The organism is Caulobacter sp. DWP3-1-3b2 (genome assembly GCF_049896325.1).
Lineage (GTDB): Bacteria > Pseudomonadota > Alphaproteobacteria > Caulobacterales > Caulobacteraceae > Caulobacter.
Genome location: NZ_JAFCUB010000011.1, coordinates 85972 through 111962 on the forward strand (window position 1 = coordinate 85972; position 25991 = coordinate 111962).

The 25991-nt window shown below is 67.3% G+C and carries 20 protein-coding genes and 2 pseudogenes; 9 read left to right on the forward strand and 13 right to left on the reverse strand.

The window, feature by feature from the left end:
* Positions 1-79: 79 nt before the first annotated feature.
* Positions 80-1234 (reverse strand): CmpA/NrtA family ABC transporter substrate-binding protein, encoded by a 1155-nt coding sequence (locus tag ACP7AG_RS10130; RefSeq protein WP_426012228.1) that lies wholly within the window; start codon positions 1232-1234, stop codon positions 80-82.
* Complete coding sequence (locus ACP7AG_RS10135) at positions 1231-1809, reverse strand: ANTAR domain-containing response regulator (protein ID WP_426012230.1); 579 nt, start codon at positions 1807-1809, stop codon at positions 1231-1233. The genes ACP7AG_RS10130 and ACP7AG_RS10135 overlap by 4 nt, the downstream gene beginning before the upstream one ends.
* A gap of 255 nt (positions 1810-2064) precedes the next feature.
* Between ACP7AG_RS10135 and ACP7AG_RS10140 the strand changes: the two genes are divergently transcribed.
* From ACP7AG_RS10140 to ACP7AG_RS10180, 9 genes are all read left to right on the forward strand, one after another.
* Positions 2065-3372, forward strand: a complete 1308-nt coding sequence (locus tag ACP7AG_RS10140; RefSeq protein WP_426030714.1) for a glycoside hydrolase family 53 protein — start codon at positions 2065-2067, stop codon at positions 3370-3372.
* 279 nt (positions 3373-3651) lie between these two features.
* Positions 3652-6276, forward strand: coding sequence for a TonB-dependent receptor (locus ACP7AG_RS10145; RefSeq protein WP_426030715.1), 2625 nt, complete (start codon positions 3652-3654; stop codon positions 6274-6276).
* 110 nt (positions 6277-6386) lie between these two features.
* Positions 6387-7301 carry a sugar-binding domain-containing protein gene (locus ACP7AG_RS10150; protein WP_426030716.1) on the forward strand — a complete coding sequence of 305 codons (915 nt, stop codon included), beginning with the start codon at positions 6387-6389 and terminating at the stop codon, positions 7299-7301.
* A 30-nt stretch (positions 7302-7331) separates the two neighbouring features.
* Positions 7332-8894: a glycoside hydrolase family 2 TIM barrel-domain containing protein gene (locus tag ACP7AG_RS10155; RefSeq protein WP_426030730.1), complete on the forward strand. Its 1563-nt coding sequence runs from the start codon at positions 7332-7334 to the stop codon at positions 8892-8894.
* An 87-nt stretch (positions 8895-8981) separates the two neighbouring features.
* Positions 8982-9446, forward strand: a complete 465-nt coding sequence (locus ACP7AG_RS10160) for a CopG family ribbon-helix-helix protein (protein WP_426030717.1) — start codon at positions 8982-8984, stop codon at positions 9444-9446.
* Positions 9443-10273: an urea amidolyase associated protein UAAP1 gene (locus ACP7AG_RS10165; RefSeq protein WP_426030718.1), complete on the forward strand. Its 831-nt coding sequence runs from the start codon at positions 9443-9445 to the stop codon at positions 10271-10273. The genes ACP7AG_RS10160 and ACP7AG_RS10165 overlap by 4 nt, the downstream gene beginning before the upstream one ends.
* Positions 10274-10278: 5 nt before the next feature.
* Complete coding sequence (locus tag ACP7AG_RS10170) at positions 10279-10905, forward strand: urea amidolyase associated protein UAAP2 (RefSeq protein WP_426030719.1); 627 nt, start codon at positions 10279-10281, stop codon at positions 10903-10905.
* Between the two features lie 8 nt (positions 10906-10913).
* The gene (uca, locus tag ACP7AG_RS10175; protein ID WP_426030720.1) at positions 10914-14624 is read left to right on the forward strand and encodes an urea carboxylase; all 3711 of its coding nucleotides are present in this window, start codon (positions 10914-10916) and stop codon (positions 14622-14624) included.
* Positions 14621-16486, forward strand: coding sequence for an allophanate hydrolase (locus ACP7AG_RS10180; protein WP_426030721.1), 1866 nt, complete (start codon positions 14621-14623; stop codon positions 16484-16486). The genes uca and ACP7AG_RS10180 overlap by 4 nt, the downstream gene beginning before the upstream one ends.
* A gap of 138 nt (positions 16487-16624) precedes the next feature.
* Here ACP7AG_RS10180 and ACP7AG_RS10185 read toward each other — a convergent pair whose 3' ends face one another.
* The 11 genes and pseudogenes from ACP7AG_RS10185 to ACP7AG_RS10235 form a co-directional block, all read right to left on the reverse strand.
* Positions 16625-17386 carry an ABC transporter ATP-binding protein gene (locus ACP7AG_RS10185; protein WP_426030722.1) on the reverse strand — a complete coding sequence of 254 codons (762 nt, stop codon included), beginning with the start codon at positions 17384-17386 and terminating at the stop codon, positions 16625-16627.
* Between the two features lies 1 nt (position 17387).
* Entirely contained in the window at positions 17388-18206 is an 819-nt protein-coding gene (locus ACP7AG_RS10190; protein ID WP_426012246.1) for an ABC transporter permease, read from the reverse strand.
* A 79-nt stretch (positions 18207-18285) separates the two neighbouring features.
* Positions 18286-19398 carry a putative urea ABC transporter substrate-binding protein gene (locus tag ACP7AG_RS10195; RefSeq protein ID WP_426030723.1) on the reverse strand — a complete coding sequence of 371 codons (1113 nt, stop codon included), beginning with the start codon at positions 19396-19398 and terminating at the stop codon, positions 18286-18288.
* Between the two features lie 378 nt (positions 19399-19776).
* Positions 19777-20019, reverse strand: coding sequence for a hypothetical protein (locus ACP7AG_RS10200; RefSeq protein ID WP_426030724.1), 243 nt, complete (start codon positions 20017-20019; stop codon positions 19777-19779).
* Positions 20020-20085: 66 nt separating this feature from the next.
* Positions 20086-21090: pseudogene (locus ACP7AG_RS10205) on the reverse strand (glycosyl hydrolase family 8).
* 10 nt (positions 21091-21100) lie between these two features.
* Positions 21101-21349 carry a cellulose synthase subunit BcsC-related outer membrane protein gene (locus ACP7AG_RS10210; protein WP_426030725.1) on the reverse strand — a complete coding sequence of 83 codons (249 nt, stop codon included), beginning with the start codon at positions 21347-21349 and terminating at the stop codon, positions 21101-21103.
* A 67-nt stretch (positions 21350-21416) separates the two neighbouring features.
* A pseudogene (locus ACP7AG_RS10215) lies at positions 21417-23288 on the reverse strand (tetratricopeptide repeat protein); the annotation flags it as partial.
* A gap of 215 nt (positions 23289-23503) precedes the next feature.
* Entirely contained in the window at positions 23504-23893 is a 390-nt protein-coding gene (locus ACP7AG_RS10220; RefSeq protein WP_426012251.1) for a hypothetical protein, read from the reverse strand.
* Positions 23894-24026: 133 nt separating this feature from the next.
* Positions 24027-24260, reverse strand: a complete 234-nt coding sequence (locus ACP7AG_RS10225) for a hypothetical protein (protein ID WP_426030726.1) — start codon at positions 24258-24260, stop codon at positions 24027-24029.
* A complete protein-coding gene (locus ACP7AG_RS10230) occupies positions 24257-24550 on the reverse strand; it encodes a glycosyltransferase (RefSeq protein WP_426030731.1) in 294 nt (97 codons plus the stop codon). The genes ACP7AG_RS10225 and ACP7AG_RS10230 overlap by 4 nt, the downstream gene beginning before the upstream one ends.
* Positions 24551-24574: 24 nt before the next feature.
* Entirely contained in the window at positions 24575-24973 is a 399-nt protein-coding gene (locus ACP7AG_RS10235) for a hypothetical protein (protein WP_426012253.1), read from the reverse strand.
* Positions 24974-25991: the final 1018 nt, after the last annotated feature.

The following is a 25991-nucleotide window of genomic DNA, read 5'->3' on the forward strand; positions in this document are numbered from 1 at the left end:
TTGCTCAGCAAACGGACAGCGTCGATGCTTCAAGCATGAGCAATTCTTTGGGGCGAGCTGCGCCCGAGCGGACGATCGCCTAGGCGCGGGCTCGGCTGATCGCAAACCCGGCGGCATAGCCACGGGCATCACCGGGGTCGAAGCTGACCCCGTCGAACAGCGCCGCCGGAACTGACGCCGCGCCGTCCTCGAACGCCTGAGCCGGGCCCAGGATCGGCCCGAGCGATAAGGCCGCCTCGCGAAACAGGTCCGGGCGATAGACCCGGTCGGCGACGGCTGCGAGATCAAGGTCGTCGGCGACCTGAGCCCAGCGCACCATCTGCGACAGGAACCACAGGGCGTGCTCTCGGCGGGGCAGGCCCGCAGCCCCGCGATGGAAGACGATCTCCTGCCGCAGAGCTCGCGCCACGACCTCGGGCTCGGCGCCGACGTGCTCGGGACGCGACAGCAGCGCCACCAGTTCGGCGTGATTGCCAGGCTCGTCACACCAGGCTGCGGCGCGCAGCAAGGCCCGTAAGGCGGCGCGCAGTTCGCCGGGATGACGCTCGGCCCAGGCCTGCGTAAGGCCGAACACCTTGTCAGGCCCGCCCGGCCAGAACGTCGATGCCTTGATCAGCATCTCGCCGACGCCTTGGCTCATCGCCACCGCGTTCCAGGGCGCGCCGACGCAGAAGCCGTCGATGCCGCCGGACTGGAGATGATCGACCATGCGGGGCGGCGGCGTCACCACCAGTCGAACGTCGCGATCAGGATCGACGCCCGCTTGCGCCAGCCAGTAGCGCAAGGCGTAATTGTGCATCGAATGGGGGAAGACCACCGCGAAAATCAGTGGCGGCGCGCCGTGCTCCTTGCGCTGCTCAACCAAGCGAGCCAGCGGACGGGCGGTGATGATCTCCGCCGCCATGCCCTCAGGATCCAGCGCACGCATGGCGGCGGCCAGGCCGAGCGAGACGGTGATGGCGCTGCCGTTCAGGTTCAGGGCCAGGGGCGCCAGCATCGGCGCCCCCGAGCCGTCGCTGGCCAGTCCCGAGGCCAAGGCCATCGGCGCCAGCATGTGGGCGCCGTCGAGCGCGCCGACCGTCACCTTGTCGCGGATCGTCGCCCACGAGGCTTCACGGCTGAGCGAGACCTCCAGCCCCTCTTGGGCGAACAGGCCTAGACTTTTGGCCACCACCAGCGGCGCGCAATCGGTCAGCGGGATGAAGCCCAGCGTCAGGTCGGCCAGCCCGCTCACGACGCGTCCCCCTTCAGCACGCCGGCGAAGGCCAGCAGGTCGGCGGCCACCGAGCCGATCGGCTTGCCGCGATCCATGGCCAGCTTGCGCAGCAAGCGATAGGCGCCGTCCTCGTCCAGGCCACGCTCCTTCATCAGCAGGCCCTTGGCCCGCTCGACCGTCTTGCGCGACTCAAGATCGGCCTTGGCCTTGGCCAGGTCGCCGCGCAACTGCTGGATCAGGGCGAAACGGCTCATGGCGACGTCGAGGATCGGCCGCACCCGGGCCGGAGACAACCCATCGACGATATAGGCCGCGACGCCGGCCCGAACGGCCTGCTCGGCCAAACCTGGCTCGGATCGGTCGACGAACATCACAACCGCGCGCTGACTGCTGGGGCTGATTTCACGGAGACTGTCGAGCGTGTCGCGATCAGGGCTGTCGGAGGCGATCACCACGACGTCCGGTGCGAAGGCCGCCACTTCCGTCTCGTCATAAGTCGCCGCCTTGCGGACCTCCAAAGGGTCCACGCCCCGCAGTCCTTCAGCGACCAGGGCGGCTCTGGCGGGGTCTGGATCGATCACGAGCACGCGCATGCGGTTGGCGTAGGTTCCTCCCGAGCCCTGCGGGAGCGCATAGCGCGGCGCGCCGAGCCTCTTGCCGATTCAGCCCGCCACTTGCGCACCGACGCCTTTATTAACGGCGCCGAAAGACCCTAAGCCACCAAAACCCCTCTTGATTTATAATATCAATGCGATGAGTGTCCGCCAGTTCCGGCGTGAGCCGCGGTATTGAGGGGGATAGACATGCGACACCCGGGCCACTGTATAACCGTTGCCCTGGCGGCTAGCTTGCTGACCCTTGGCGTCGCGCAATCCGCCGAGCCCCCGATCTATCTGGGCGTCGATATCTCCTACGCCAACGAAATGGACGACTGCGGCGCGGTCTATCGGTCCGGTGGCAAGCCGGTCGATCAATACCAGTTCTTCAAGGCGGCGGGCGCCAACGTGGCGCGGATTCGTATCTGGAACGACCCGGACTGGACCAAGTATTCCAACCTCGCCGACGTCAAGCGCAGCATCCGCCGCGCCAAGCGGGCCGGCCTGCAGGTGCTGCTCGACTTCCACTATTCCGACGACTGGGCCGATGGTGAAAAGCAGCTGGCCCCGAAGGCGTGGGCCAAGCTATCGACGCAGGACCAGGCCAAGGCGTTGTACGCCTTTACCCATGACACCCTGACGGAACTGGACCGCGAAGGCCTGATGCCCGAACTGGTGCAGGTGGGAAACGAGACCAATGGCGAGATCGTCTCCAGCCTGGCCAAGGCCAAGGAGCCGATCCACTGGGACCGCAACGCCCTGCTGTTCAACGCCGGGATCAAGGCCGTGCGCGACGCGGGCGCTGAGAGCAAGATCAAGCCGCGCGTGATGCTGCACATCGCCCAACCCGAGAACGTCGAGCCCTGGTTCGCCGCCGCCGCCAAGGCCGGGGTCAGCGATTTCGACATCATTGGGATCAGCTACTACAGCAAGTGGTCCAAGCGCTCGATGGCGCAACTGGGCCAGACCATCAACCGCCTGCGCAATACCTATGCCGCCGACGTGCTGGTGGTGGAGACCGCCTACCCGTTCACCACCGCCAACGCCGACAGCTCGCCCAATCTGCTGGGCGAAGACTCGCTCATCGCCGGCTATCCGGCCACCCCGGCGGGCCAGAAAAAATACCTGATCGACCTGACCCAGCTGGTTCTGGCGAGCGGCGGCACGGGGGTCTTCTACTGGGAGCCGTCCTGGCTCTCGACCAAGACCTGCGGCACCCGATGGGGCAAGGGCTCCAACTGGGAGAACGCGGCGCTGTTCGACTTCAAGGGCCAGGCCCTGGAGGGCGCCGACTGGCTCAAGACCGCCTATGTCTTTCCCGTCGAGGTGACCTTCAAGACCAAGGCGACCACGGACGCCGCCTTCATCGACGGCGACTTCCTGGGCGGCGTTGGACCCAGGCCCATGACACGCGAGGGCGACGCCTTCGTCTATCGCACCCGCCTGATGCCGGGCGCTGCGGTGACCGTGGCCACGGCGGAGGCGTCAGACCAGGTCGCCGATTCGCCCGCCGTCGCCGCCGCCATCGGGCAAAGCGCCGCCGTCGTTCCGCTGCCCTAACGGCCCACGTTTTCAGCGACTTTCTTGCCGTTCAGCGCGATAGCATCGCCCCAAAACGTTCGAGGCTTGTCATGTGTGATTGATATGATAAATAGAAATTCTCGACTGGAAGAAGACACCGGTCGAGGAGCGCTCGGCAGAAGCGCGGAGAACTTCGGTGCGAATCCCGCACCCAACTGAACCGGCGGACTTTCAGCGCTGGACCGATCCATTCGCATCAGAACGAGAGAGCAGCCGCGTCACGGAACGCGGCGCCGTCGCCACACGGGGGAACCACCGATGTCTCACTACAAGTTGCTCGCCGCTGTCAGCGGCATGGCCATGATGGCCGCCGCCAGCGCCTACGCGCAAACCGCTCCCGCGCCAGCCAACGCCGCTCAGGTCGACGAAATCGTCGTCACCGGCGTTCGCAAGAGCATGCGCGACGCCCTGGCGGTGAAACAGGGCTCGGACAAGGTGGTCGAGGCCATCTCGGCCAAGGACATTGGCGTGCTGCCAGACGTCACCATCGCCGAGTCCATCGCCCGCCTGCCCGGCGTCAACGCCACCCGCGACCGCGGCAATGACAGCCAGGCCGTCGTGCGCGGCCTGGGCGCTCGCCTGGTGCTCGGCACGATCAACAACCGCGAAGTCGCCTCGTCCGAGCCGGACCGCAACGTGCGCTGGGAAATCTATCCGTCGGAGGTCGTCTCGGGCGTGCAGGTCTACAAGTCGCAGTCGGCCGACCTGATCGCCGGCGGCGTGGCCGCCACCATCAACATCGATACGATCGCCCCGCTCGACTACAAGGGCCCCGAATTCGTGCTGCGCGCCGGCCCGGTCTATTATGACGGCGGCAAGGACATCCCGAACTACGGCACCACCGGCTACCGGGCCTCGGGCTCGTGGGTGCACAAATTCAACGACGATCTGGCTATCGTGCTGGGCCTGACCAGCCAGCGGCAGAAGAACGGCTACGGCTCGTTCACGGGCTGGGGCTACAACGACTCGATCGCCCGCCCGCCAGCCGGCGCCAGCGACTACAGCGGCGACCTGAACGGCGACGGCAAGCTGGACGCCACCCCGCGGGGCGCGCAAGAGTCGGCCAGCCGCATCGACCAGAAGCGCACCGGCGTCTCGGGCGGCCTGCAATGGCGGCCGACCGACCAGTTCGAGCTGAAGGGCGACGTCCTCTATTCGAAGATCAAGATTTCCGAACTTCAGGACCAGACCGTCTGGGGCCGCAACAACTGGGGCAACTGGAACAACGGCAACCGGGGCGACTACACCGCGCCCGGCGCGTCCTACACCCTGATCAACAACACCGTGGTCGCCGCTCGCCTGCCCTACAGCTCGGTGACCACCGTGCTGTCGCACTATACCGAGGACAAGGACCTGCTGGTTGGCGGCCTCAACGGCAAATGGACCAACGACCAATGGACCATGGCCGGCGACGTCTCCTATTCCAAGGCCGAACGCACCAATTCCTGGAAGGGCGTGCGGGTCGAGGCTTATCCAGACTGGACCACCTTCGACACCCGGGCTGGCCAGACCCCGACCATCACCACCAGCGCCCCCACCATCAGCCTCGCGCAGTACGCCAACCAGTACGGTTCGCATGACGGGCCCGAGCATCTGAACGATGAACTAAAGGCCGCCGCTCTCGACTTCACCCGCCAACTGGAAGGCGTTCCGTTCAAGAGCGTGCAGTTCGGCGTCCGCGCTTCAGATCGCACCAAGGAACACGGGGCGGCGGGCTATTCGCCCGCTCCGACTGGCGTGACCGTGCCGGCCAATCTGTTCACCGCATATACGATCGGCAAGGGCGCGAACCTCCCGGCCATACTGACCGGCGACATCGACAAGATCGCGGCCATCGCCTACGGCGCCAACGCGTTCAGTCGCGCCGCCGACAAGCCCGCCGAGGACTGGAGCGTCCACGAGAAGGTCTATGAGGGCTATGGCAAGCTGAACTTCGCGGGCGACAGCGTCGGCGGCGCCTGGCTGACCGGCAACATCGGCGCCCGCGTGGTTCGCACCGAATCCGAAAGCACCGGCTTCCGAGCCGACACCACGGGCGCAGTCGCGTCCGTGGTGGTGGGCAGCCGGTACACTGACTTCCTTCCGTCGGCGAACGCCAAGTTCGACTTCGGCGACGGCAAGGTGTTCCGCCTCGGCCTGGCCAAGGTCATCGCCCGCCCGCCACTGGACGAACTGCGCGCCAGCCGCACCCTGACCACTTGGTCGCCCTATACCGGCAGCGCCGGCAACCCCAAGCTCGACCCGTTCGAGGCCGTTCAGCTGGACACCTCGGCTGAATGGTATTTCCGTTCGGAGGCTCTGATCGCCGCGTCCTACTACTACAAGGACGTCAGCTCCTACATCGGCTGGAAGCAGACCCCGGTTGTCTACAACGGCATCACCTACGCCGTCGCCAGCCCGACCAACGGCGGCGGCGGCTATATCCAGGGCCTGGAACTGACCTTCCAGACGCCGTTCTTCTTCCTGCCCGGCCCGCTGGCCAATTTCGGGATCTATTCGAACTACGCTTACGTCGACTCCGACCTGAAGGAGTTCTCGCCAGCCAACAATCCCCTCGACATGACGGGCCTGGCCAAGAACACCGCCACGGTCGACCTGTGGTACGCCCACGGCCCGCTCGAGGCCCGGCTGGGCTACAAGTATCACAGCCCGATGACGGTGATTTACGGCTGGAGCGGCGCGGACCTGCAGACCCTGGAGACCGAGAAGACGCTCGACTTCAGCTCGTCGTACCAGATCAATGACCACATCGGCGTGCGCTTCCAGGTCAACAACCTGACCAACGAGGCCCTGCGTATGTACCGCGACAACGATCCCAACCGGATCGGCCGTTACGACGTCTACGGCCGCCGCTTCCTCGCCGATGTGACGGTGAAGTTCTAGATCTTTGGACTTTTAGCTCTGGGATTCATCACGCCTCCCCGATGATCCTGCGACTGGGGAGGAAGCTTCTCGCTTCCTCCCCTTTTTTTGCCTTTCGCGTGAGAAACCCGATGGTCGATTTCAGCCGACGTGATGCCCTGGTCGCCACCGTGGGCGTGACCACCCTGGCCGCCGCGTCGTCCGCGAACGCCGCCACGCCTTCGACGCCCGCACAGCCCGCCATCGACCTTTCGCCCCGCGAGCGTCGCTCGCTCGACTTCGACTGGCGCTTCAAGCTGGGGCATGCCCAGGATCCGGCCCGCGACTTCGGCTACGGCGCCAACCAGAGAACCTATGCCAAGGCCGGCGCGACCGCCGCCAACTGGCAGGTCAGCCAGCTTTCCGATCCTAAGTTCGACGCCAGCGCCTGGACGCCGGTCACCCTGCCCCACGACTGGGGCGTGGAGTTGCCGTTCGTCGACAACCCCGCGTTCGTCCCGTCCGGCAAGCCCGACGACGAGGACCTTCGCGCCGCCCATGGCTACAAGCCTCTGGGCCGCGAATTTCCCGAGACCAGCGTCGGCTGGTACCGCAAGACCTTCGCCCTGCCCGCCACCGACGCCGGCAAGCGATTGTCGATCGAGTTTGACGGAGCGTTCCGCGATGCCCTGGTCATCGTCAACGGCTACGTGCTGAGCCACGAGGACAGCGGCTACAGTCCTTTCCGTGTCGACGTCACCGACATCGCCAATCTCGGCGGAGACAACAGCCTGGTGGTTCGGGTCGACGCCTCGATCGGGGAGGGCTGGTTCTACGAGGGCGCGGGCCTCTATCGTCACGTCTGGCTGGTCAAGACCGCCGCGGTCCACGTGCCGCAGTGGGGCGTGTTCGTACGCGCCAAGATCGACGGGACCCTGTCGATCGACACAGATCTCATCAACGAGGGCGCCGCGCCTGCCGAGTACGAGCTCGTGCAGAGCGTGGTCGACGCTCAGGGCAAGCCGGTGCTGGCGCTGACCGCCGCTCAGGGTCGCCTGCCGGGCTGAGAGCGCCAGTCGCTGTCGCAGACCGCCCACATCGCCAGCCCGGTTCTGTGGTCGCTGGAGACTCCCCACCTCTACAGCTTGCTGACCGAGGTCAAGGTCGGCGCTGCCGTGGTCGATCGGTTCGTCACGCGGTTTGGCGTCCGCTCCATCACCTTTGACGCCGACAAGGGCTTTCTGCTCAACGGCCAGTCTGTGAAGCTGAAGGGAACCTGCAATCACCAGGACCACGCCGGCGTGGGCGCTGCGATCCCCGACGCCCTGCAGGTCTGGCGGCTGGAACAGTTGAAAAGCATGGGCTGCAACGCCTACCGCGCCGCGCACAATCCGCCGACGCCCGCACTGCTGGACGCCTGCGACCACCTGGGCATGCTTGTCATTGACGAAACGCGCCGGATGTCCAGCGATCCCACGTCGATGGACGAGCTCGAACGGCTGGTCCGCCGCGACCGCAACCACCCCAGCGTCATCCTGTGGTCGATCGGTAATGAGGAGCCTCAGCAGGGCACGGCGCGCGGGGCCAAGGTGGCGACGACCATGAAGCGCCTGGTCAATCGCCTGGATCCGTCCCGCCTGGTCATCGCGGCCATGGACTCGGGGTTTGGCGAAGGCATCAGCGCGGTGATTGACGTCCAGGGCTTCAACTATCGCCACGAGAAGATGGACGACTTCCACGCAAAGTTCCCGCACGTGCCGATCATCAGCACCGAGAGCGCCAGCACCGTCGCCACGCGCGGCCAATACGCCCGCGATGACGCCAAGCTCTATGTACCCGCATACGACACCGAGCACCCGTGGTGGGCCACCACCGCCGAACTGTGGTGGAGCCACGCGGCCGACCGCCCGTGGATGGCCGGCGGCTTTATCTGGACCGGGTTTGACTATCGCGGCGAGCCGACGCCTTTCAACAGGTGGCCGAGCATCAGCTCGCATTTCGGCGCGCTCGACACCTGCGGCTTCCCAAAGGACAATTACTACTACTACCGCGCCTGGTGGCGGCCCGAGCCGCTGCTGCACCTGCTGCCGCACTGGAACTGGGAAGGCCGCGAGGGCCAGCCGATCGCCTTCTGGGCCCACAGCAATTGCTACAAGGTCGAGCTGTTTCTCAACGGCGAGAGCCAGGGCGTTCGCGACGTCGTCCCCAATCATCACGTCGAGTGGTCGGTCCTCTACGCGCCTGGCGTGATCGAGGCCCATGGCTACAAGGCCGGCAAGGTCATCCTGCGCGAACGCCGCGAAACGGCTGGCCCGGCCGCCGCCCTGCGCTTTACGACCGACCGCTCGCGCCTGACCGCCGACGGCCAGGACGTGGCGATCCTCAAGGTCGAGGTGCTCGACGCCAAGGGGCGTCCCGTGCCTCGCGCCGACGACTCGGTCACCTTCACGGTGACAGGCCCCGGCCAGGTGATTGGGGTTGGCAACGGCAATCCCGCCAGCCACGAGCCGGACGTCGCCAGCCAGCGCAAGGCCTTCAACGGCTTGTGCCAAGCGATCGTCCGCACGCAACGCGAACCGGGGCAGCTTCGCGTCGTCGCCAGCGCGCCTGGCCTCAAGCCGGCCTCGGTGGTGATCGGCGTCAGCGCCCGCAACGCCTAGCGCAATTTTCGGGCAGGGCGCGGCAAGCTCGTGAAAGTTTGATATTACGTATTGCGATTTACGTAATACTCGATCTAGCTGGAGGGCATGGATATGCCCTCCTCCACCCTGGCGCGCCTGAGCGTCAGCTTGCCGGCCGAACTGCTGGACCAACTGGACGCCATGGTCGCCGAGCGCGACCTGCCCAGTCGTTCGCAGATGATCGCCGAGCTGATCCGCCATGAGTTGGCCGAGCACAGCGGCGCGCGCTCCGACGCCGTGCTGGCCGGGACAATCACCTTGATCTACCGCGCCGAGAGCGGTCGCGTGCGACACGCCCTAGCCCAGACCCAGCTGGGCTATGTAAAAGAGGTGATCTCGGCCCAGAACGTCTTCCTCGAGGACGATCAGGCCATGGAGGTGCTGCTGGTCCAGGGGCCGTTCGAGCGCCTGCAGCAACTGTGCGACGACCTGCGCAAGGTGCGCGGCGTGCAACAGATCAAGCTGGTCACCACCACCGCTCTGCTACCGCCGCTGCACGCCCATGGCGACCACGACGGAGTGGCCGGATGAGCGACCTGAACACCGCCGATCCCTACGCCGCCCAGGCCCATGCCCGCGCCCAGGCCGGAACCCGCGCCGAAGCGATGCCGACGGTGCCAGCCAAGGCGGCGACCGACCTGCCGGACGGCGTGGCGTCGGCCGAGGTGGTCTGGGACGAGACCATCGCCCCCGGCGGCTACGCCGGTCGGCAGATCGCCCGCGGAACCCGACTGCGCCTGACCGACCTGGCCGGCGACGCCAGCGCGTCCCTGCTGCTGTTCAACGCCGAGCGTCCGGTCGAGCGACTCAATATCGCCGACACCCTGAAGGTCCAGTGGAACGGCTACCTCGGCCAAGGCCGGTTGTTGCTGTCCGACATGGGCCGGGTGCTGGCCAGCCTGGTGGAGGACACCGCCGAAACGCACGACGCCTTCTGCGGGGCTTCGAACCAGGCGACCAACGCGCGGAAGTATGGCGACGGCTTCAATCACGGCGCCCATCCCAACGCCCGCGACCGCTTGTCGCTGGGCGTCGCCAAGTTCGGCCTGGGGCGCAAGGACATCCATCCCTGCCTGAACCTGTTCAAGGCCGTGCGCATCGCCCAGGGCGGCGACACGCTGATCGACATCGGCCCCTACCCGCCCGGCCGGTTCGTCACCCTGCGCGCCGAGATGGACTTGATCGTCGTGGTCGCCAACTGCCCGCACGTGCTTGATCCGCGTCCAGACTATGTCGTCACACCGCTGCGGGCCACCGCCTGGCGCGGGCCCATCACCCCTGAATCCGACAGGATCCGAAACGCGACGCCGGAGGGCCTGAGGGCCTTTCTCAACGTCGAAGACTATTTCAGCCGGTGAGCGCCATGACCCTCTCTGCCCCGTCCCTGGGAAACATCGTCCACGACGAAGTCGTCGCCGCCCGCGCCCCGTGGCTGCACACGATCACGGCCGGCCAGACCCTGCGGATCGTCGATCTTGAGGGCAATCAGGCCGTCGATTTCCTGGCCTATAGCGCCGCCGACGACGCCGAACGCTACAGCGCCCAGGACACCGTCGCCGCCCAGGGCAACGTCTTCCTGCGCGAGGGCTCGGTGCTGCTGTCCAACGAGGGCGCGGCGATGATGACCATTACCGCAACGGCCGTAGCCTATCACGACACTATCGGCGGGGCCTGTTCCTGCGAGAGCAATACCCTGCGCTACGGCCACCACACCAAGGCCCAGCACGCCTGCGTCGAGAACTTCCTGATCGCCAACGCCCGCCACGGCCGCGGCAAGCGCGACATGGTCAGCAACGTCAACTGGTTCATGAACGTGCCCGTCGAGGCCGACGGGGCCCTGGGCATCGTCGACGGCATCTCGGCCCCCGGACTCTATGTCGATCTGCGGGCCGAGATGGACGTGGTGGTGGTGGTCTCCAACTGCCCGCAGATCAACAACCCCTGCAACGGCTTCAATCCGACGCCCGTGCGCATGATCGTTTCGGAATAGCCGCGCCCATGCTCGACAAGATTCCTTTCCACAAGGTCCTGATCGCAAACCGGGGCGCCATCGCCTGCCGGATCATCCGCACCCTGAAAGCCATGGGCGTGAAGTCCGTAGCGGTGTTCAGCGACGCCGACGCCGGCTCGCTGCATGTCAGTCTCGCGGACGAGGCCGTGCGGATCGGTCCGGCCCCGGCCGCCGAGAGCTACCTGCGGGGCGACCTGATCCTCGCGGCGGCCAAGGCAGCGGGCGCCCAGGCCATTCACCCGGGCTACGGCTTCCTCAGCGAGAACGCCGACTTCGCCCAGGCTTGTGAGGCGGCGGGCGTCGCCTTCATCGGCCCTACGCCCGCCAACATCCGCGCCTTCGGCCTCAAGCACACGGCCCGCGACCTGGCCCAGGCCCACGGCGTGCCGCTGGCGCCCGGCACCGACCTGCTGGTCGATCCAGCCGCCGCCCTGGAAGCCGCCGAGCGCATCGGCTTCCCCGTAATCCTGAAGGCCACGGCCGGCGGCGGCGGCATCGGCATGCGGGTCTGCGAGACGGCCGAGGCGGTGGCCGAGGCCTTCGCCGCCGTCCAGCGCCTGGCGACCGGCAATTTCAGCGATGGCGGAGTGTTTCTCGAACGCTATGTCCGCCAGGCTCGCCACGTCGAGGTCCAGGTGTTCGGCGACGGGGCAGGCAAGGTCATGGCCCTCGGCGAGCGCGACTGCTCGCTGCAGCGGCGCAACCAGAAGGTCGTCGAGGAAACCCCCGCTCCCGGCCTGCCCGCCGCCACCCGCGCCGCCCTGCTGGACGCCGCCGTGCGCCTGGCCTCGGCGGCGGACTATCGCTCTGCCGGCACGGTGGAGTTTCTGTACGACGCCGAACGCGACGACTTCTTCTTTCTGGAGGTCAACACCCGGCTACAGGTCGAGCATGGAGTCACCGAGCAGGTGACGGGCGTCGACCTTGTCGAGTGGATGGTGCGCGGCGCGACCGGCGACTTCAGCTTCCTCGACGGCCCGCCGCCCGAGCCGAAGGGCGCGTCGATCCAGGTCCGGCTCTATGCGGAGGACCCGGCCCAGGACTATCGCCCCAGCTCCGGCGTGCTGACGGAAGTGTCGTTCCCGGACGGGGTCCGCTCCGACGGCTGGGTGGTGGACGGAACCGAGGTCAGCGCCTTCTACGACCCGCTGCTGGCCAAGCTGATCGTCACGGCAGAAGACCGCCCCGCTGCCGTGGCGGCCTTGCAGTCGGCGCTGGACGAGACGCGCCTGGCCGGCATCGAGACCAATCTGCACTGGCTGCGCACCGTCGTCCGCTCCGAAGCTTTCGTCAGCGGCGAGGTCTCGACCCGTGCCCTCGAGGGCATAGTCTGGGCGCCCGGCACCATTCAGGTGCTCAGCGGCGGGCCGGCCACCACCGTCCAGGACTGGCCTGGCCGCCAGGGCTACTGGGACGTGGGCGTCCCGCCGTCCGGCCCGATGGACGCCCTCGCCTTCCGGCTGGGCAACCGGCTGCTGGGCAATGGCGAACTCGCCGCCGGGTTGGAGATCACCGCCCTCGGCCCGACCCTGAAGTTCAACCGCCCGGCGGTCCTCTGCCTGACGGGCGCCGCGTTCGACGCCAAGCTCGATGGCGAACCGGCCCCAGCCTACGCGTCCTTCGCTGTGGCGCCGGGCCAGACCCTGAAGATCGGCCGCGTGGTCGGCGCTGGCCTGCGCGGTTACCTGCTGTTCCAGGGCGGGTTGGACGTGCCGACCTATCTGGGCAGTCGCTCGACTTTCACCCTGGGTGGCTTCGGCGGCCATGCCGGCCGAAGCCTGACGGCCGGCGACGTCCTGCGCTTGGCTGACGGGGACACGCCCATGGGCGTGTCCCCGACCTCATCCCTGCCATCGTCCCTGCGCCCCGTCCCGACCAAGGCCTGGACCATCCGCGTCCTGCCCGGCCCGCACGGCGCGCCGGACTTCTTCACGCCGGCCGACGTGGCGATGATCGGCGGCACGGACTGGAAGGTCCACTACAACTCCAACCGCACCGGCGTGAGGTTGATCGGACCCAAGCCGCAATGGGCGAGGCGCGACGGCGGCGAAGCCGGGCTGCATCCATCCAACATCCATGACAACGCCTATGCCATCGGAGCCATCGACTTCACCGGCGACATGCCGATCATTTTGGGGCCCGATGGGCCGTCGCTGGGCGGGTTCGTCTGTCCGTTCGTGATCATCCAGGCGGACCTGTGGAAGGCTGGACAGCTTGCGCCAGGCGATACGGTGCGGTTCGAGGTGGTGAATGATGCGGCGGCGGCCTTGGCTTTGGCCGAGCAGGAGACCTTGCTCGAAACGCTCAACGACTCCCGCCACCAGCCCTGCGGGCCACCTCACCCACAAGGGGAGGCGCTGAACGAAAGTCCTCCCCCCGTGGGGAAGGTGTCGGCGCAGCCGACGGAGGGGGGAGATCCTGTCCTTCGGGAGCTGCCCGAACAAGGCCACCGGCCCCGCGTCCTCTACCGCCGCCAGGGCGACCAACATCTGTTGATCGAGTACGGCCCCATCGTGCTGGACCTGGAGCTGCGGCTGCGCATCCACGCCCTGCTGCTGGAACTCCAGAGCCTAGCCCTGCCCGGCGTCATCGACCTGACCCCCGGCATCCGCTCGTTGCAGGTCCACTATGACAGCCGCCGCATGACACAGGCCGACCTGCTGGCCGCCCTGGTCGCGGTCGAGGAGCGGCTGGGGGGGCTGGATGACTTCGAGATCCCCTCACGCGTGGTCCACCTGCCTCTGAGCTGGAACGACCCGGCCATCGGACAGACCATCGACAAGTACATGCAGGCCGTCCGGGACGACGCGCCCTGGTGCCCCGACAACATCGAGTTCATCCGCCGCGTCAATGGCTTGGCCAGCATTGACGATGTCCAGCGCATCGTTTTCGACGCCCGCTACCTGGTGATGGGCTTGGGCGACGTCTATTTGGGCGCGCCGGTCGCCACCCCGGTCGATCCGCGCCATCGCCTGGTGACCACCAAGTACAACCCGGCCCGCACCTGGACCCCGCCCAATGTCGTCGGGATCGGCGGGGCCTATATGTGCATCTACGGCATGGAGGGTCCTGGCGGCTATCAACTGTTCGGGCGCACCATCCAGGTTTGGAACACCTGGCGGCAGACCGAAGCCTTCACCGACGGCAAGCCGTGGCTGCTGCGGTTCTTCGACCAGATCCGTTTCTTCCCGGTCAGCGCCGAGGAGTTGGCCGAGTGGCGTCGCGACTTCCCGCTGGGCCGTCGCCAGATCCGCATCGAGGAAGAGACCTTCCGCCTGTCCGACTACCGCAAGATGCTGGCCGAGAACGCCGACAGCATCGCCAGCTTTCAGGCCACGCGTCAGGCCGCCTTCGACGCCGAGCGCGCCGACTGGGAGACCAGTGGCGAGTTCGCGCGGGTCGAGGCCCTTTCCGGTGTGGCTGACGACGCCGGCGACGCGGTGGCCGTCACGGCGCCGGACGGCAGCGACCTGGTCGAGGCCCCACTCGGCGGTAATGTCTGGAAGGTGCTGGTCGCGCCCGGGCAGCGGGTCGAGGCCGGAGCGGTGATCGCCGTGATCGAGGCGATGAAGGCCGAGGTGGACGTCAACAGTCCCACGGCCGGCGTCGTCACCGCCGTCTATGCTCAGCCCGCCCAGGCCATCGCCGCCGGCGCACCAATCGTCGCCATCGCGCCCGATCTGGAAGCGGCGGCATGAGCGACTTTCAGCGTCTGTCCGTCGTCGCGATCGCTGACGCGGTCAAAGCCGGAGCCAGCGCGATCGCGATCGCCCAAGCGGCGCTCGACTCGGTCGCCGCCTATGACTTGATTCAGCCGCAAGTCTGGATCCTGCGCCTGCCGACAGAAACCGTTCTAGCCCAGGCTCGCGCCGTCGAGGCCCGGATCGCCGCAGGCGAGAGTTTGCCCCTGGCCGGCGTTCCCTTCGCTGTGAAGGACAATATCGACGTCGGCGGCTTGCCGACCAGCGCCGCCTGCCCGGCCTTCGCCTACGCGCCGGACCGCTCGGCGACCGTGGTCGAGCGGCTGGTCGCGGCCGGCGCCGTGCTGATCGGCAAGACCAACCTCGACCAGTTCGCCACTGGCCTGGTCGGGGCCCGCAGCCCCTACGGCGCGCCGCTGTGTGTGTTCAACCAAGACTATGTCAGCGGCGGCTCGAGCTCCGGTTCGGCCGTCGCCGTCGCGGCCGGCTTGGTCGCTTTCTCGCTCGGCACCGACACCGCCGGGTCGGGCCGCGTGCCGGCCGCCTTCAATCACCTGATCGGGCTCAAGCCCAGCAAAGGCCGTTGGAGCACGCGGGGCGTCGTTCCGGCCTGCCGGTCGCTGGACTGCGTCAGCGTGTTCACCGCCGACCTGGCGGGCGCGGCGTTGGTCGACGAGGTGCTGACGGCGTTCGACGTCGGGGATGACTATTCTCGGCGGGCGCCGGAAGGCCCGCTTGGTCGCTCCGCGACAGCTCCCCCAGGGGGAGAGCATCTGGCGGGCGCACAGCCTAGATCCTCCCCCTCTGGGGGAGGTGGCCCGGAGGGCCGGAGGGGGTTCGCCTTCGGCGTTCCTAAGCAAGACCAGCGCCTCTTCATGGGCGACGAGCAGTCCGCCGCCCACTACGCCGCCGCGATCGCCCGCTTCACCGCCGCCGGCGGCGCGCCCATCGAGATCGACATCGCCCCGCTGCTGGACTGCGCCAAGCTGCTCTACAGCGGCCCCTGGGTCGCCGAACGCACCGCCGCCGTCGGGGGCCTGCTGCGCGACAAGCCCGGCGCGATCCATCCGACGGTGCGGACCATCGTCCAGGGCGGGCTCTCGGTCAGCGGCGTCGAGACCTTCAACGGCCTTTACGCCCTGGAAGCCTATCGCCGCGCCGCCGAGCCGATCTGGGACGCGGTCGAGGTGCTCCTGCTACCCACCGCCCCGACCGTCTACCGCCTGAAGGAAGTGCTGGCCGAGCCGATCGCGCTGAACGCCAATCTCGGCCTCTACACCAATTTCGTGAACCTGCTCGACATGAGCGCCCTGGCCGTCCCCGCCGGCTTCCGTGAGAACGGGACGGGCTTTGGCGTCACCCTGATCGGACCGGCCTTCGCCGACCGCGCGCTGCTGGCCCTGGCCGAGCGCTACCTGGAGACCTTCCCCATGGCCGACACGCCCCCGCTCGACCTGACCCTGCGCAAGCCCGGCGTGAAGCTGGCCGTGGTCGGCGCCCACCTGGCCGGCATGCCCCTGCACTGGCAGCTGACCTCGCGCGAGGCCCGGCTGGTCTCGGCCACCAGGACTGCGCAGGCCTACAGGCTCTACGCCATGGCCGAGACGACGCCGCCGAAGCCGGCCCTGATCCATGTCGGGGACGGAGGGTCATCGATCCTGGTAGAGGTCTATGAACTGGATTTTGAGGCTTTCGGGTCCTTCGTCGCCGAGGTCCCGGCGCCCCTGGCCATCGGGACAGTGACCCTGGAGGACGGGACCTCGGTCAAGGGTTTCGTGGCGGAGCCGCGGGCGCTGAATGGCGCGACCGACATTACCGAACTGGGCGGCTGGCGAGCCTATATCGCTTCGCTGGCCTAAGTCCTCCCCCCGTGGGGGAGGCGATCGCGCAGCGATCGGTGGGGGGAGTTTTAGGGTCGACTTGGTCCAACCCCGGCGATCGTCCTATCCCTCCCCCCTCCGTCGGCTTCGCCGACACCTCCCCGACAGGGGGAGGATTTACTTCCCCAATCCCGCCAGCGCCTCAGGCCCCACCGCACCCGGCTTGTCCAACGGGAAGTCATAGACCGCCGTCGAGCCGTAGCGGTGCGGGGCCTGAGGATCGCGCCGCCGCTTGTCGAAGGCCAGGACGCGGGTGCCCAGCTTGAAGGCTTCCTTGATGTCGTGGGTGACCATCATGATCGTCAGGCCGTGCTCGCGCCAAAGGCCGGTGATCAACTCATGCATGTCCAGGCGCACGCCTGGGTCCAGGGCGCCGAACGGCTCATCGAGCAGCAGGATGCGCGGTCTCTTGATCAGGGCCTGGGCGATGGCGAGGCGCTGCTGCATGCCGCCCGAGAGCTGGGCGGGATAGACGTCGCCACTGTCGCCAAGACCAACGGCGGCCAGCATGGCGTCGGCCTGCTCCTGGGCGGCGCGACGCTTGGCCCCCGACAGGCGGCCAAGGAGCGGCGAGCCAGCGCAGTCGAGGCCGAACACGACATTGTCCCGGGCGCTCAGGTGGGGAAACACCGAATATTTCTGAAACACCACGCCGCGATCCGGTCCCGGTTCGGCGCGCAGCTTGCGGCCGTCAAGGTCGATCGCGCCCTTGGTCGGCGCCTCCTGGCCCAGGGCCAGGCGCAGGAAGGTGCTCTTGCCCGCGCCGGACGGACCGACGATGGAAACGAAGCTGCCCTCCCCGATCGACAGGTCGACATTTTCGAGCACGACCTTGTCGCCGTACTCCACCCAGACATTGCGGAAGGTCAGCAGGGCCATCTCAGCGGCTCCGCGCCGGATGCGCCCACGGATAGACCCGGCGGCTGGCGGTGCGCAGCGCCCAGTCCATCAGCACCGCCAGAATCGAGATCCAGACGACGTAGGGCAGGATGATGTCCATGGAGAGATAGCGGCGGACCAGGAAGATCCGGTAACCCAGGCCCACATCGGCGGCGATGGCTTCGGCGGAGATCAGATAGACCCAGGCCGGGCATAGCGACAGGCGCAGGCTGTCGATCAGCCGCGGCATGGCCTGGGGCAGCGCCACGCGCAGGGCCAGTTGCCAGGTGCTGGCGCCCAGGGTCTGGGCCTTGACCAGCTGTTCTTCCGGTATGGCGGCGACCTGGGCGGCGAGGTCGCGGACCATGACCGGGGTAATGCCGATGACGATCAGGGCGATCTTCGCGGTCTCGCCCAGGCCAAAGACGATGAACAGGATCGGCAGAACGGCGATCGGGGGCACCACGGCGATGGCCGCCACCAGCGGCCCGAACTTGGCGCGCAACAGGGGCAGCAGCCCCAGGCCGAGGCCCAGCACCAGGGCCGTACCGGTCGATAGCGTCAGGGCGATCCCGATCCGGCGCAGACTGGCCACGGTGTCGACCACCAACGGAGCGTCCCCGGTCAGGGGATCGACCTTCGCCATCAACTGCACCGCCTCGACCATGGCGGTCGGGGTGGGCAGCAGCTTGTCGCGTGGGTTCTCGGCATGGCGGGCCTGGGAGGCCATCAGATAGACCAGCGCCACCGCCAGTAGCGGCACGAGGCCCAACAGGACGCCGAGGCCGCGTCCTGGTCTGACGTTCAACAATCGGCGCATGGGGCGGGGTTGGGTCCTTGGCTGTCTCGAAAAAGGGGCGTCCTAACTTCCGTCTTCCCGGGGAGACGGATTGAAAGGTCTATAGCTTGCCGTCGGCGGCCTGCTGAACATAGGTCGGATCGAAGCGCAGCTTCACATTGGCCGGGTCGCCCAGGGTCTTGCCGCCCGGGAAGCTGATGCCAATGTCGTCCACCGACTTCGCGCCCTGGCCAAAAAGCCCCATGTTGAAGCTGAACTTGCGGACGCGGTCGTTGGCGGTGATCAAGTCTGGGCTGACCGTTGCGGCCAGGGCGGCCTGGGGCGTGGCGTAGAGGTAGGTGGTCTTCAGCTGGTTCTCGAAGCCGGCCAGGTCGGAGCCCGACAGCTTGGCCATCGCCTCGCGCGCCGCCTTGCCTTCAGGGGTCTGGGCGACGGTCAGGGCCGTGACTTCGTACCAGATGCCGGTCAGCGCCTTACCCAGGTTGGGATTGGCCTTCAAGGCCTCGGTGCTGACCATCAGGCCGTCGAGGATCTCGCCGGGAATCTTGGAGCTGTCGAACACCTCGGTGGCGCCCGGCATCTTCTTTACTTCCGACAGCTGCGGGTTCCAGGTCACCAGGGCCTTGGTGTCGGCCGCGCCATAGGCGCCGACGATGTCGGCGTCGGAGGTGTTGACCGTCTTGACGTCGGCCATTTTCAGCCCGGCCTTCTCCAGGGCGCGGGCCAGCAGGTAATGCGAGACCGACAGCTCGACCAGGTTGACGGGTCGATCCTTGATCTGGGCCAGGGTCGTTCCGTTCTTCAGGATCACCCCGTCATTGCCGTTGGAATAGTCGCCGATCATCAGGACGGTGGTGTCCTTGCCGGCGGCGGCGGGCACGGTCAGGGCGTCCATGTTGGTGGCGGTGACGCCGTCCAGCTTGCCGGCCGAGAACTGGTTCAGCGACTCGACATAGTCGTTGATCTGCACCAACTCGATCTGCACGCCGTACTTGTCGGCCCACTTCTTCACGATGCCCGACTGCTGAGCGTAGGCCCAGGGCATCCAGCCGGCATAGATGGTCCAGCCGATCTTGTAGTCGGTCTTGGCGGCGGTCGCGACGGGTGTCGCTGGGGTCGCGGTCTTCTCGGCCGGCTTTCCGCACGAGGCCAGGGCCAGGCAGGATACCGCCAGGGCGGCGATGAAACGCTTGCGGGTGAACAGGGTGCTCATGAGCGGTCTCCCTCGAATTTCGCTGGAAACCAGGGTTCCGCATATTACGAGTTCGCGCAATCGTAATACTGAAGGGAAGCAGCGCCGGTCGCTGCGGCCATGGGACTTGCCGCAAAAGCGGGCCATCCGGCGACGCGGCGCCGTTTCCCGCGCCGTTTCCGCCTTCAAATACGAGGATTTGCCTGCCGACGTCCCAACAAGGAATGCGGAAACCTGTTCCGATAGCCGCGCTTAGTTCCTGAGCGACGGTCGTGGCTAGAGCATTTTTCGAGCGAAGTGGTTCCGGTTCTCGTGAAGAAAAATGCGTCAAAACAAACGATTAGAGCTCACGGCCTGACGCAGTCAGGTCGGGAAATGCTCTGGAGAGCGAGAGAAGCGCTAACGCTTGCTCATCCGGTTGAAAATCCCGGCCAACGGCGTGCCGCGGGGAGCGACCAGCGCCGCTTCGACATTATAGGCGCGAAACAGGCCGACATGGGCCTGCCGCGCATCTTCGTTGGCCGCACGATCCGGTGTCGGAAAAGACGGGCTTTCGACCGCGAGCGCAGGCTCGGCGATCTGCACCGCGTCCCATTTCTGGTCCTCGAAGACCTGATAGGGCAGGTCGGCCTGATTGATCATCGAAAAGAGACGATTGATGTCACGGGGCATGACACGACTCCGCCGCGCGATCGCGCGGCCCAGGGGTTAAGGGCGCCGCTCCTCCGTCTCCCGATCCGCCAGATCGGCGAGCAGGGTCAAGGCCGAGGCGTAGTAGGCGTGATCCGGTGTCGCCCCCGCGATGGTCCGGACCTTCGTGTCATTCAGGGCCAGGGCGGCGATGGCGGCACCCCCGCTTGATATAGTAAATTCGGCGACTTGGCCGCTCGACAAATTGACCCAGGCCGGCGGACGCTTGCCGGCCAGCAACGCCTGGCGCCAAAAGGTTTTCTCGCTCGCCGCCAGGGCGTCCTCGCCACCCCAAACAAGGTAAAGCGGCACCCTGATCGCCTCGAATTCGAACAGCGGGGGCTTGTCCGGGGCTGGAAAAATCTGTCCATCGACGCCGACCAGCAGCCAGTCGGGTGGCAGGTTGTGCGAACCGAAGCGTCCGTCACGCGCCAGAATCAAGCCGCTTGCGATCAGGCTGCGCCAGGGCGCGCCGCCGCCGTCGGCCTCGGCAAAGTCCTGCAAGGCCGGCAGCACGAAGTAGGATGGGTTGGTCGTCACCCCGCCGGCGCCGCGAAAACCTTCCTCGCCGGGCAGGAGCACCGTACGGCCACCGATCTCGACGGCCAGCCGGTCGGCCACCGCGCCACGCAGCCGGGCCGAGGCGGCCAGGTATTCTGGTTCGCGCCAGCGACGGCCGGCCCGCAGCAGCGCCCAGGCGACAAAGATATCCCCGTCGGCGGCGTTGTTCTCGTCGGCCACCGCCGGGGTCGCCCGCGGATCATATCACCAGGCCAGCAGCGGGGCCTTCTCGCGCGCGAGGTGGGCCTGGGTCCAACCCCAGGCCCGGTCGAAGGTCTGGCGGTCGCCGTGCGCCTCGGCCAGCAGCATGATCCAGCCCTGGCCCTCGCTGTGGCTGACGCCGCCGTTCTCGGGATCCACGACGCGGCCGTCTTGCAAGACATAGGCGGCCTTGAACGCCGCCCAGCCATCCGAGGGCCGCGCGCAGGCGCCCGCCCCGCCGCCCAAGGCAATCGCCATCATCCGCACCAGCCTAAGCCCGGTGTTCGAACACCAGGGGCCGAGCGCGCGGATCGCGGCAAATGGTCGTCGCGCCAGGGCTGCCCTGGTCGTTAAGCCAGGCGCCGTAGGTCCCGGCCGGGACCTCCGCCATGAGCGGTGGCCAAGCCTGGCCGGCATCGTACGACAGGCTGACCCCGCCCCCGCTGCGCATGACTCGGCCATAGCGCTCGCCGGTCACCGGGTCGCGGGCTCCGGTATAGGCGATGACGCTGTCGGTCACCGGGCGGCGCTCGACCCACAGCTTGGCCTGACCAGAGGGTCCAAGACGCGGCGACCAAGCGGCGCCCCCCCGCCGCGTCGACCTTGCCAAAGCCAAGGGGCGAGGTCCCGATGTCGGCGGCGAAATCGCCGGCCTTGACCCCCAGGTTCACCGCAGCGCCCGAGGCGCTCTGGGTCCCGGCGCTTCGATAGACCGGCGCATAGGCCCCGACGATGGCGCGAGCATTGGTGATCTGATTGGCGCCGAACCGCTGCTCGGCGCTGCCGCCCGGCGTGCCGGCGTCGATGCTGACCGGCGAGATGGAGGCCGTGAACCGCGCGCCGCCCAGCGAGGTGGCGGCCGAGGCCGTGGCCGATAGCTCGTCAAGCTTGCCGAGACCCGCCTCGCCCGAACGGGTGCGAAACTTGGCGGAGCCGGAAACCTCGGCGGCCGTTCTGGCGGTCAGTTCGGCGATCTGCCGGTCGATGTCGCTGACCACGGGGTCGCTGGCCGCCGGGGCCAGGGCGAATGGGTTGCCTTCGCTCTGCGCGGCATAGAGGGGCGGCGCATAGGTCGTCGCGGGCGGCGGCGCGGCGGCCTCCCCGCCCCGGCCGTTGCGGCCCGTGAACGGAAAGGCGACGCCGGCCTGGCGCAGACGGTCGGCCCGCTCGGCGCCGAGCGTGGCGGTCAGGTCGGCGACACCCTGCATCCCCTGTTGCGTCGAGCCGGCCCGTGCTGCGGCCTGGCGGATCAGGGCGGCGGCCTCGGCGTCACGACCAGCGCGGGCCAGGACCGTGACCATGCCGTCATAGCTGGCGGGCGGCTCGGTGACGCCAGCCATCAGGGCTTCCCGGGCCAGGGCCAGCGCCGTCTGCTCGTCGCCCATCTCGTAAAGCGCCACGGCCACCCGGCCGCTGGTCTCGACCGGCAGGTCGGAACGCGTCGCCACGGAGCGCAGATATCCAGCGCCGCCGCCGCGCTGAGCCTGCTGGATGGCCGCGTCGATCTCCAGCCGCGACCGCAGCGCGGCCACCGCCGGGGTGACCTGGGTGGGCGATACGCGGTTGATCAGCATCAGGGCGTCCGCGGGACGACCTTGTTGGTCCGCGAACAGGGCGGCGGCCTGGATGTGTTCGGGATTGGCGCTCGAGGCCACGGGCGCCATCAATCCCTGGGCGGCGGCGGCCTCGCCCTGTCCGGCCAGAAAGCGCGCGAAGTCCAGACGAACCCAGGGATCGCCGGGCGCGGCGGCCAAGGCGGCCTCGAACGCGGTGTTGGCCCCCGATAGGTCGCCGTTGGCCCATAACCGGTTGGCGCGGTCGTGGTCCAGGCGACCGCGCACGGCGCTCTGGCCGCTGGCGTCGAGTTGGAAAGCAGGCGACTGGTCGGCCGGGGCCTCGGCTTCGCCAGACCGGTTCTGGTCGAGCAGAGCCTGGACCAAGCCCTGCTGCGCCTCAACCTGACCCGGCGCGACGGCCAGGATCTGGCGATAGACGGTCTCGGCCTGCGCCGCCTCGCCCTGGCGGCGCAGGGCTTCGGCCAGCAAACCCTGGGCCATGGCGCGCTCGGGATAGGCCGGACCGGTGAGCGGCCGCAGCGCCCGCCCGGCCTCGACGGCGCGGCCCTGGTTCAGGGCGGCCTGGCCCTGTTGCAGGCCGGCATAGAATCTGGCGCTGGTCAGGGCTTCCCTCCAGCGGCTTGCCGAGCCCGGGCTCGCGCGAGCGGCGCGTTCGAGCAGGCCGGCGGCTTCCGCGAAGCGCTGACCGCGCAGGCGCACCAAGCCCAGGCCGCCCAGCGCGTCGGCGTCATTGGACCGGCGGGTGATCGCGGCCAAGAAACGCGCCTCGGCCACCGCCAGATCATTGCGCTGGAGCGCCGCGAAGCCCTCGGCTCGCCCCTTGGCGCTGGGATCAACGGCCGGCTTGGCGTTGGCCGAGACCGGGCGATTGGCGTCGGCCAATTTGCGACCGATGTCGGCGTCGCCGGGATGGGCGGCGAGATAGTCGCTGAATAGGCCAGCGTTGCGTGGGGCGACATCGGTACAGATCAGGGCTTGGCGCCAGGCGGCCGCGGCCTTGGCGGCGGTCGCCCCCCGCTGATCGACAGCTTCGACAGCAGCGCCACGCCTTCGCGGCGGGCGCCTTCACGATAGGTCAGGGCCTGGCCCAAGGCCAGTTACACATTGGTGTCGCCAGGCTTGCGCGCGGCCAGCGACCGCAGGCCCTCCTGGGCCTGGGCAAGGCCGCCCGGCGCGCCCGCCAGGGTCTGAAAATATTCCAGCGCCGCGGAATTCGGCGGGATCGAGCCCCCAAACGTCTGGCGGTAGGCGGCCGCCGCCGCTGCGGTCTCACCACGCTGGGCCAGGGCGCGCGCCTGGCTCAAACCGCTGGCCTGGCCCTTCGCAATGGGGGCGTTCGGGTTGCTGAGCGCGGCAAGACCCTGGCGGGCCGCCGCATTGCCAGGCTCGGCGGCCAGGACCCGGCGATAGGGGTCGGCCGCCAGATCCTTGCGACCTTTCTGGCTCGCTGAGGCAGGGTCAGCCCCTTGCCGAGCAGCGGATGTCAATCCGGAAGATTTGGGTCCATGCCCCGCGCCCAGCGGATGCGCTGACCGATGTGCAGGGCCAGGCGTTCGGTCGCCAGCCCCGCCGACAAGCGGATTTCCAGGAAGGCGGTGTTCCAGCACCGTCACTGCTGTTTCAGGGCGGTATGGGCGCGAGGGCCGAGCGCCGGAGCACCGCGCAGGAGCCGCAGAAAAAGGCGGCGTTCCACAGGTCGTTGCCAGGCTGGACGACGCCGTAGAACAGGTCGCCTTCGCCGGGAATGTCGCGCACCGTCTGCAGGTTCCGCTGCACCGGATCGGGCGAATAGAAGTGGTGGGGTGTCTGCAGCAAGGCCAGGCGAGCATCCTCCTGGAACCAGCCGACAGTCATCTGCAGGAAGGCGCGCGTGGGGATGGGTCGCAGTCGAAGATGCAGACCAGCTCCGCAGCGGTCTGCTCCAGGGCATGGTTCAGATTGCCGGCCTTGGCGCCCTTGTTGTCTAGACGCGTGATGTAGATCGCCCCGGCCATTTCGGCGAAGGCCTTGAACGCGGGTCGCTTGCCGTCGTCCAGCAGATAGACCTGATAACGATCGCGCGGATAGTCCATGCCGATCGCCGCCAGGACGGTATCCTGCACGATCTCCAGGCTTTCGTTATAGGTCGGGATGAAGACGTCGATCCTTGGTCACATGGCGGGCGGGCCTTACAGGGGCCGGACCGGGCGCTGTAGAGGCCAGGCGGTCTGCAAATAGCCCGGCAGCATGATCATCCAGGCGTAGATTTCGGCCATGTAAAGGCCGATGCCGAAGAACGTCTCGGCCGGCGTGCGGAAATGCAGGGTCTCGGTCGTGCGCCACCAGACGTATCGCGTGCTGACGATCACCGAGACGAGGGACAGAGCGATGGTCAGATGCCGCGATTGCGAGGCGCGATTGGCCACGATGACGATGATGATCGTGGTCAGGGCGAACAGCGCCTGGGCCTGGGCCTGGAAGCTAAGCGGAATGACGATGGCGACGCCAGCTACGCAGAGCACGCCGGCGATGGCGACCAGCCAGGCGGAGCGGGTGGCGAGGCGCTCGATCGTTGAGCCTTCGGTCATCACTCTCTATCCGGCGCAGCGCCCGAACGAGGCGGCACTCGGAGGATAGAGTTAGGGGTCAGCATCCAGCACACCTTCCAGGCTACACGCCGTAACACCCCTACCAGCGTGCACTTGATAGTTACAAGCCTAACTCACTTAGCAAAAACGTGAAGTCTAATTTTTTAGCAATATAGTAATTAACAAAATCAATGATGAGGCTTAGCTAAGCCACGGCGTTTTTACGATTTTCGCTGCGCGAACGTCAAGCGGCAAGCCTACTCAACGCCTCGCATAGACAATTTTGTTGTTCATGCAAGCAATGCTGAAGGCAGGCGCCTCAGAATACGTCCGCAAGGAAAATTGGCGGTAATTTCGTATGGTTACGCCAGACCAGCCATGATTGATCGGCGCAGTCACCCACCTGGAATTGCAGGGAGAACGAGGATTGGTTCGCTTGGTCAACATTGTTCAATCTTGGCGAATCAACACCGACGTGAAGCCAGCCGCCCTTCGCCAACCCGCATGTCTTGTTGCACGACTTGTCCATCCCGGCTTGGTGGGCCTCCTCGAACGGAGGAACCATCCGGCACGCGGCAGGTGGCGCGCCATGTTGGACACGCGTGCGAACTACTCTTTCGAGATTCCGATCAAACGGCCACGCCGACGCAACACGACGGAACGTTCTCTTAAAGTCTCGCGGTTTGTTTTCGCGGACGAGGATGGAGACGTCGATCGCCAGTGCGCCAGCGATGTCCTAGATGCGCCGTTGTACTAACCCACTAGGACGGGATGGGCGTTCGTTCGGGGAAGATGAGCAGCGGGGTTCTCCTGTCTGAAGAGGAGCGTGGGTCGGCCACGTCCTCCTCAAGACAGGAGACGAGTGATGCCCGAAGACGCGATCCACCCGCTGCGTCGCAGGATGGTCGAAGACATGACCATCCGCAACTTCGATCCGCGCACCCAGCAGGCCTATATCCGCTCGGTTTGGTCTTGCTGCCGCTACTGCGGCAGGACCCCCGGCGAGCTGACGTTCGAG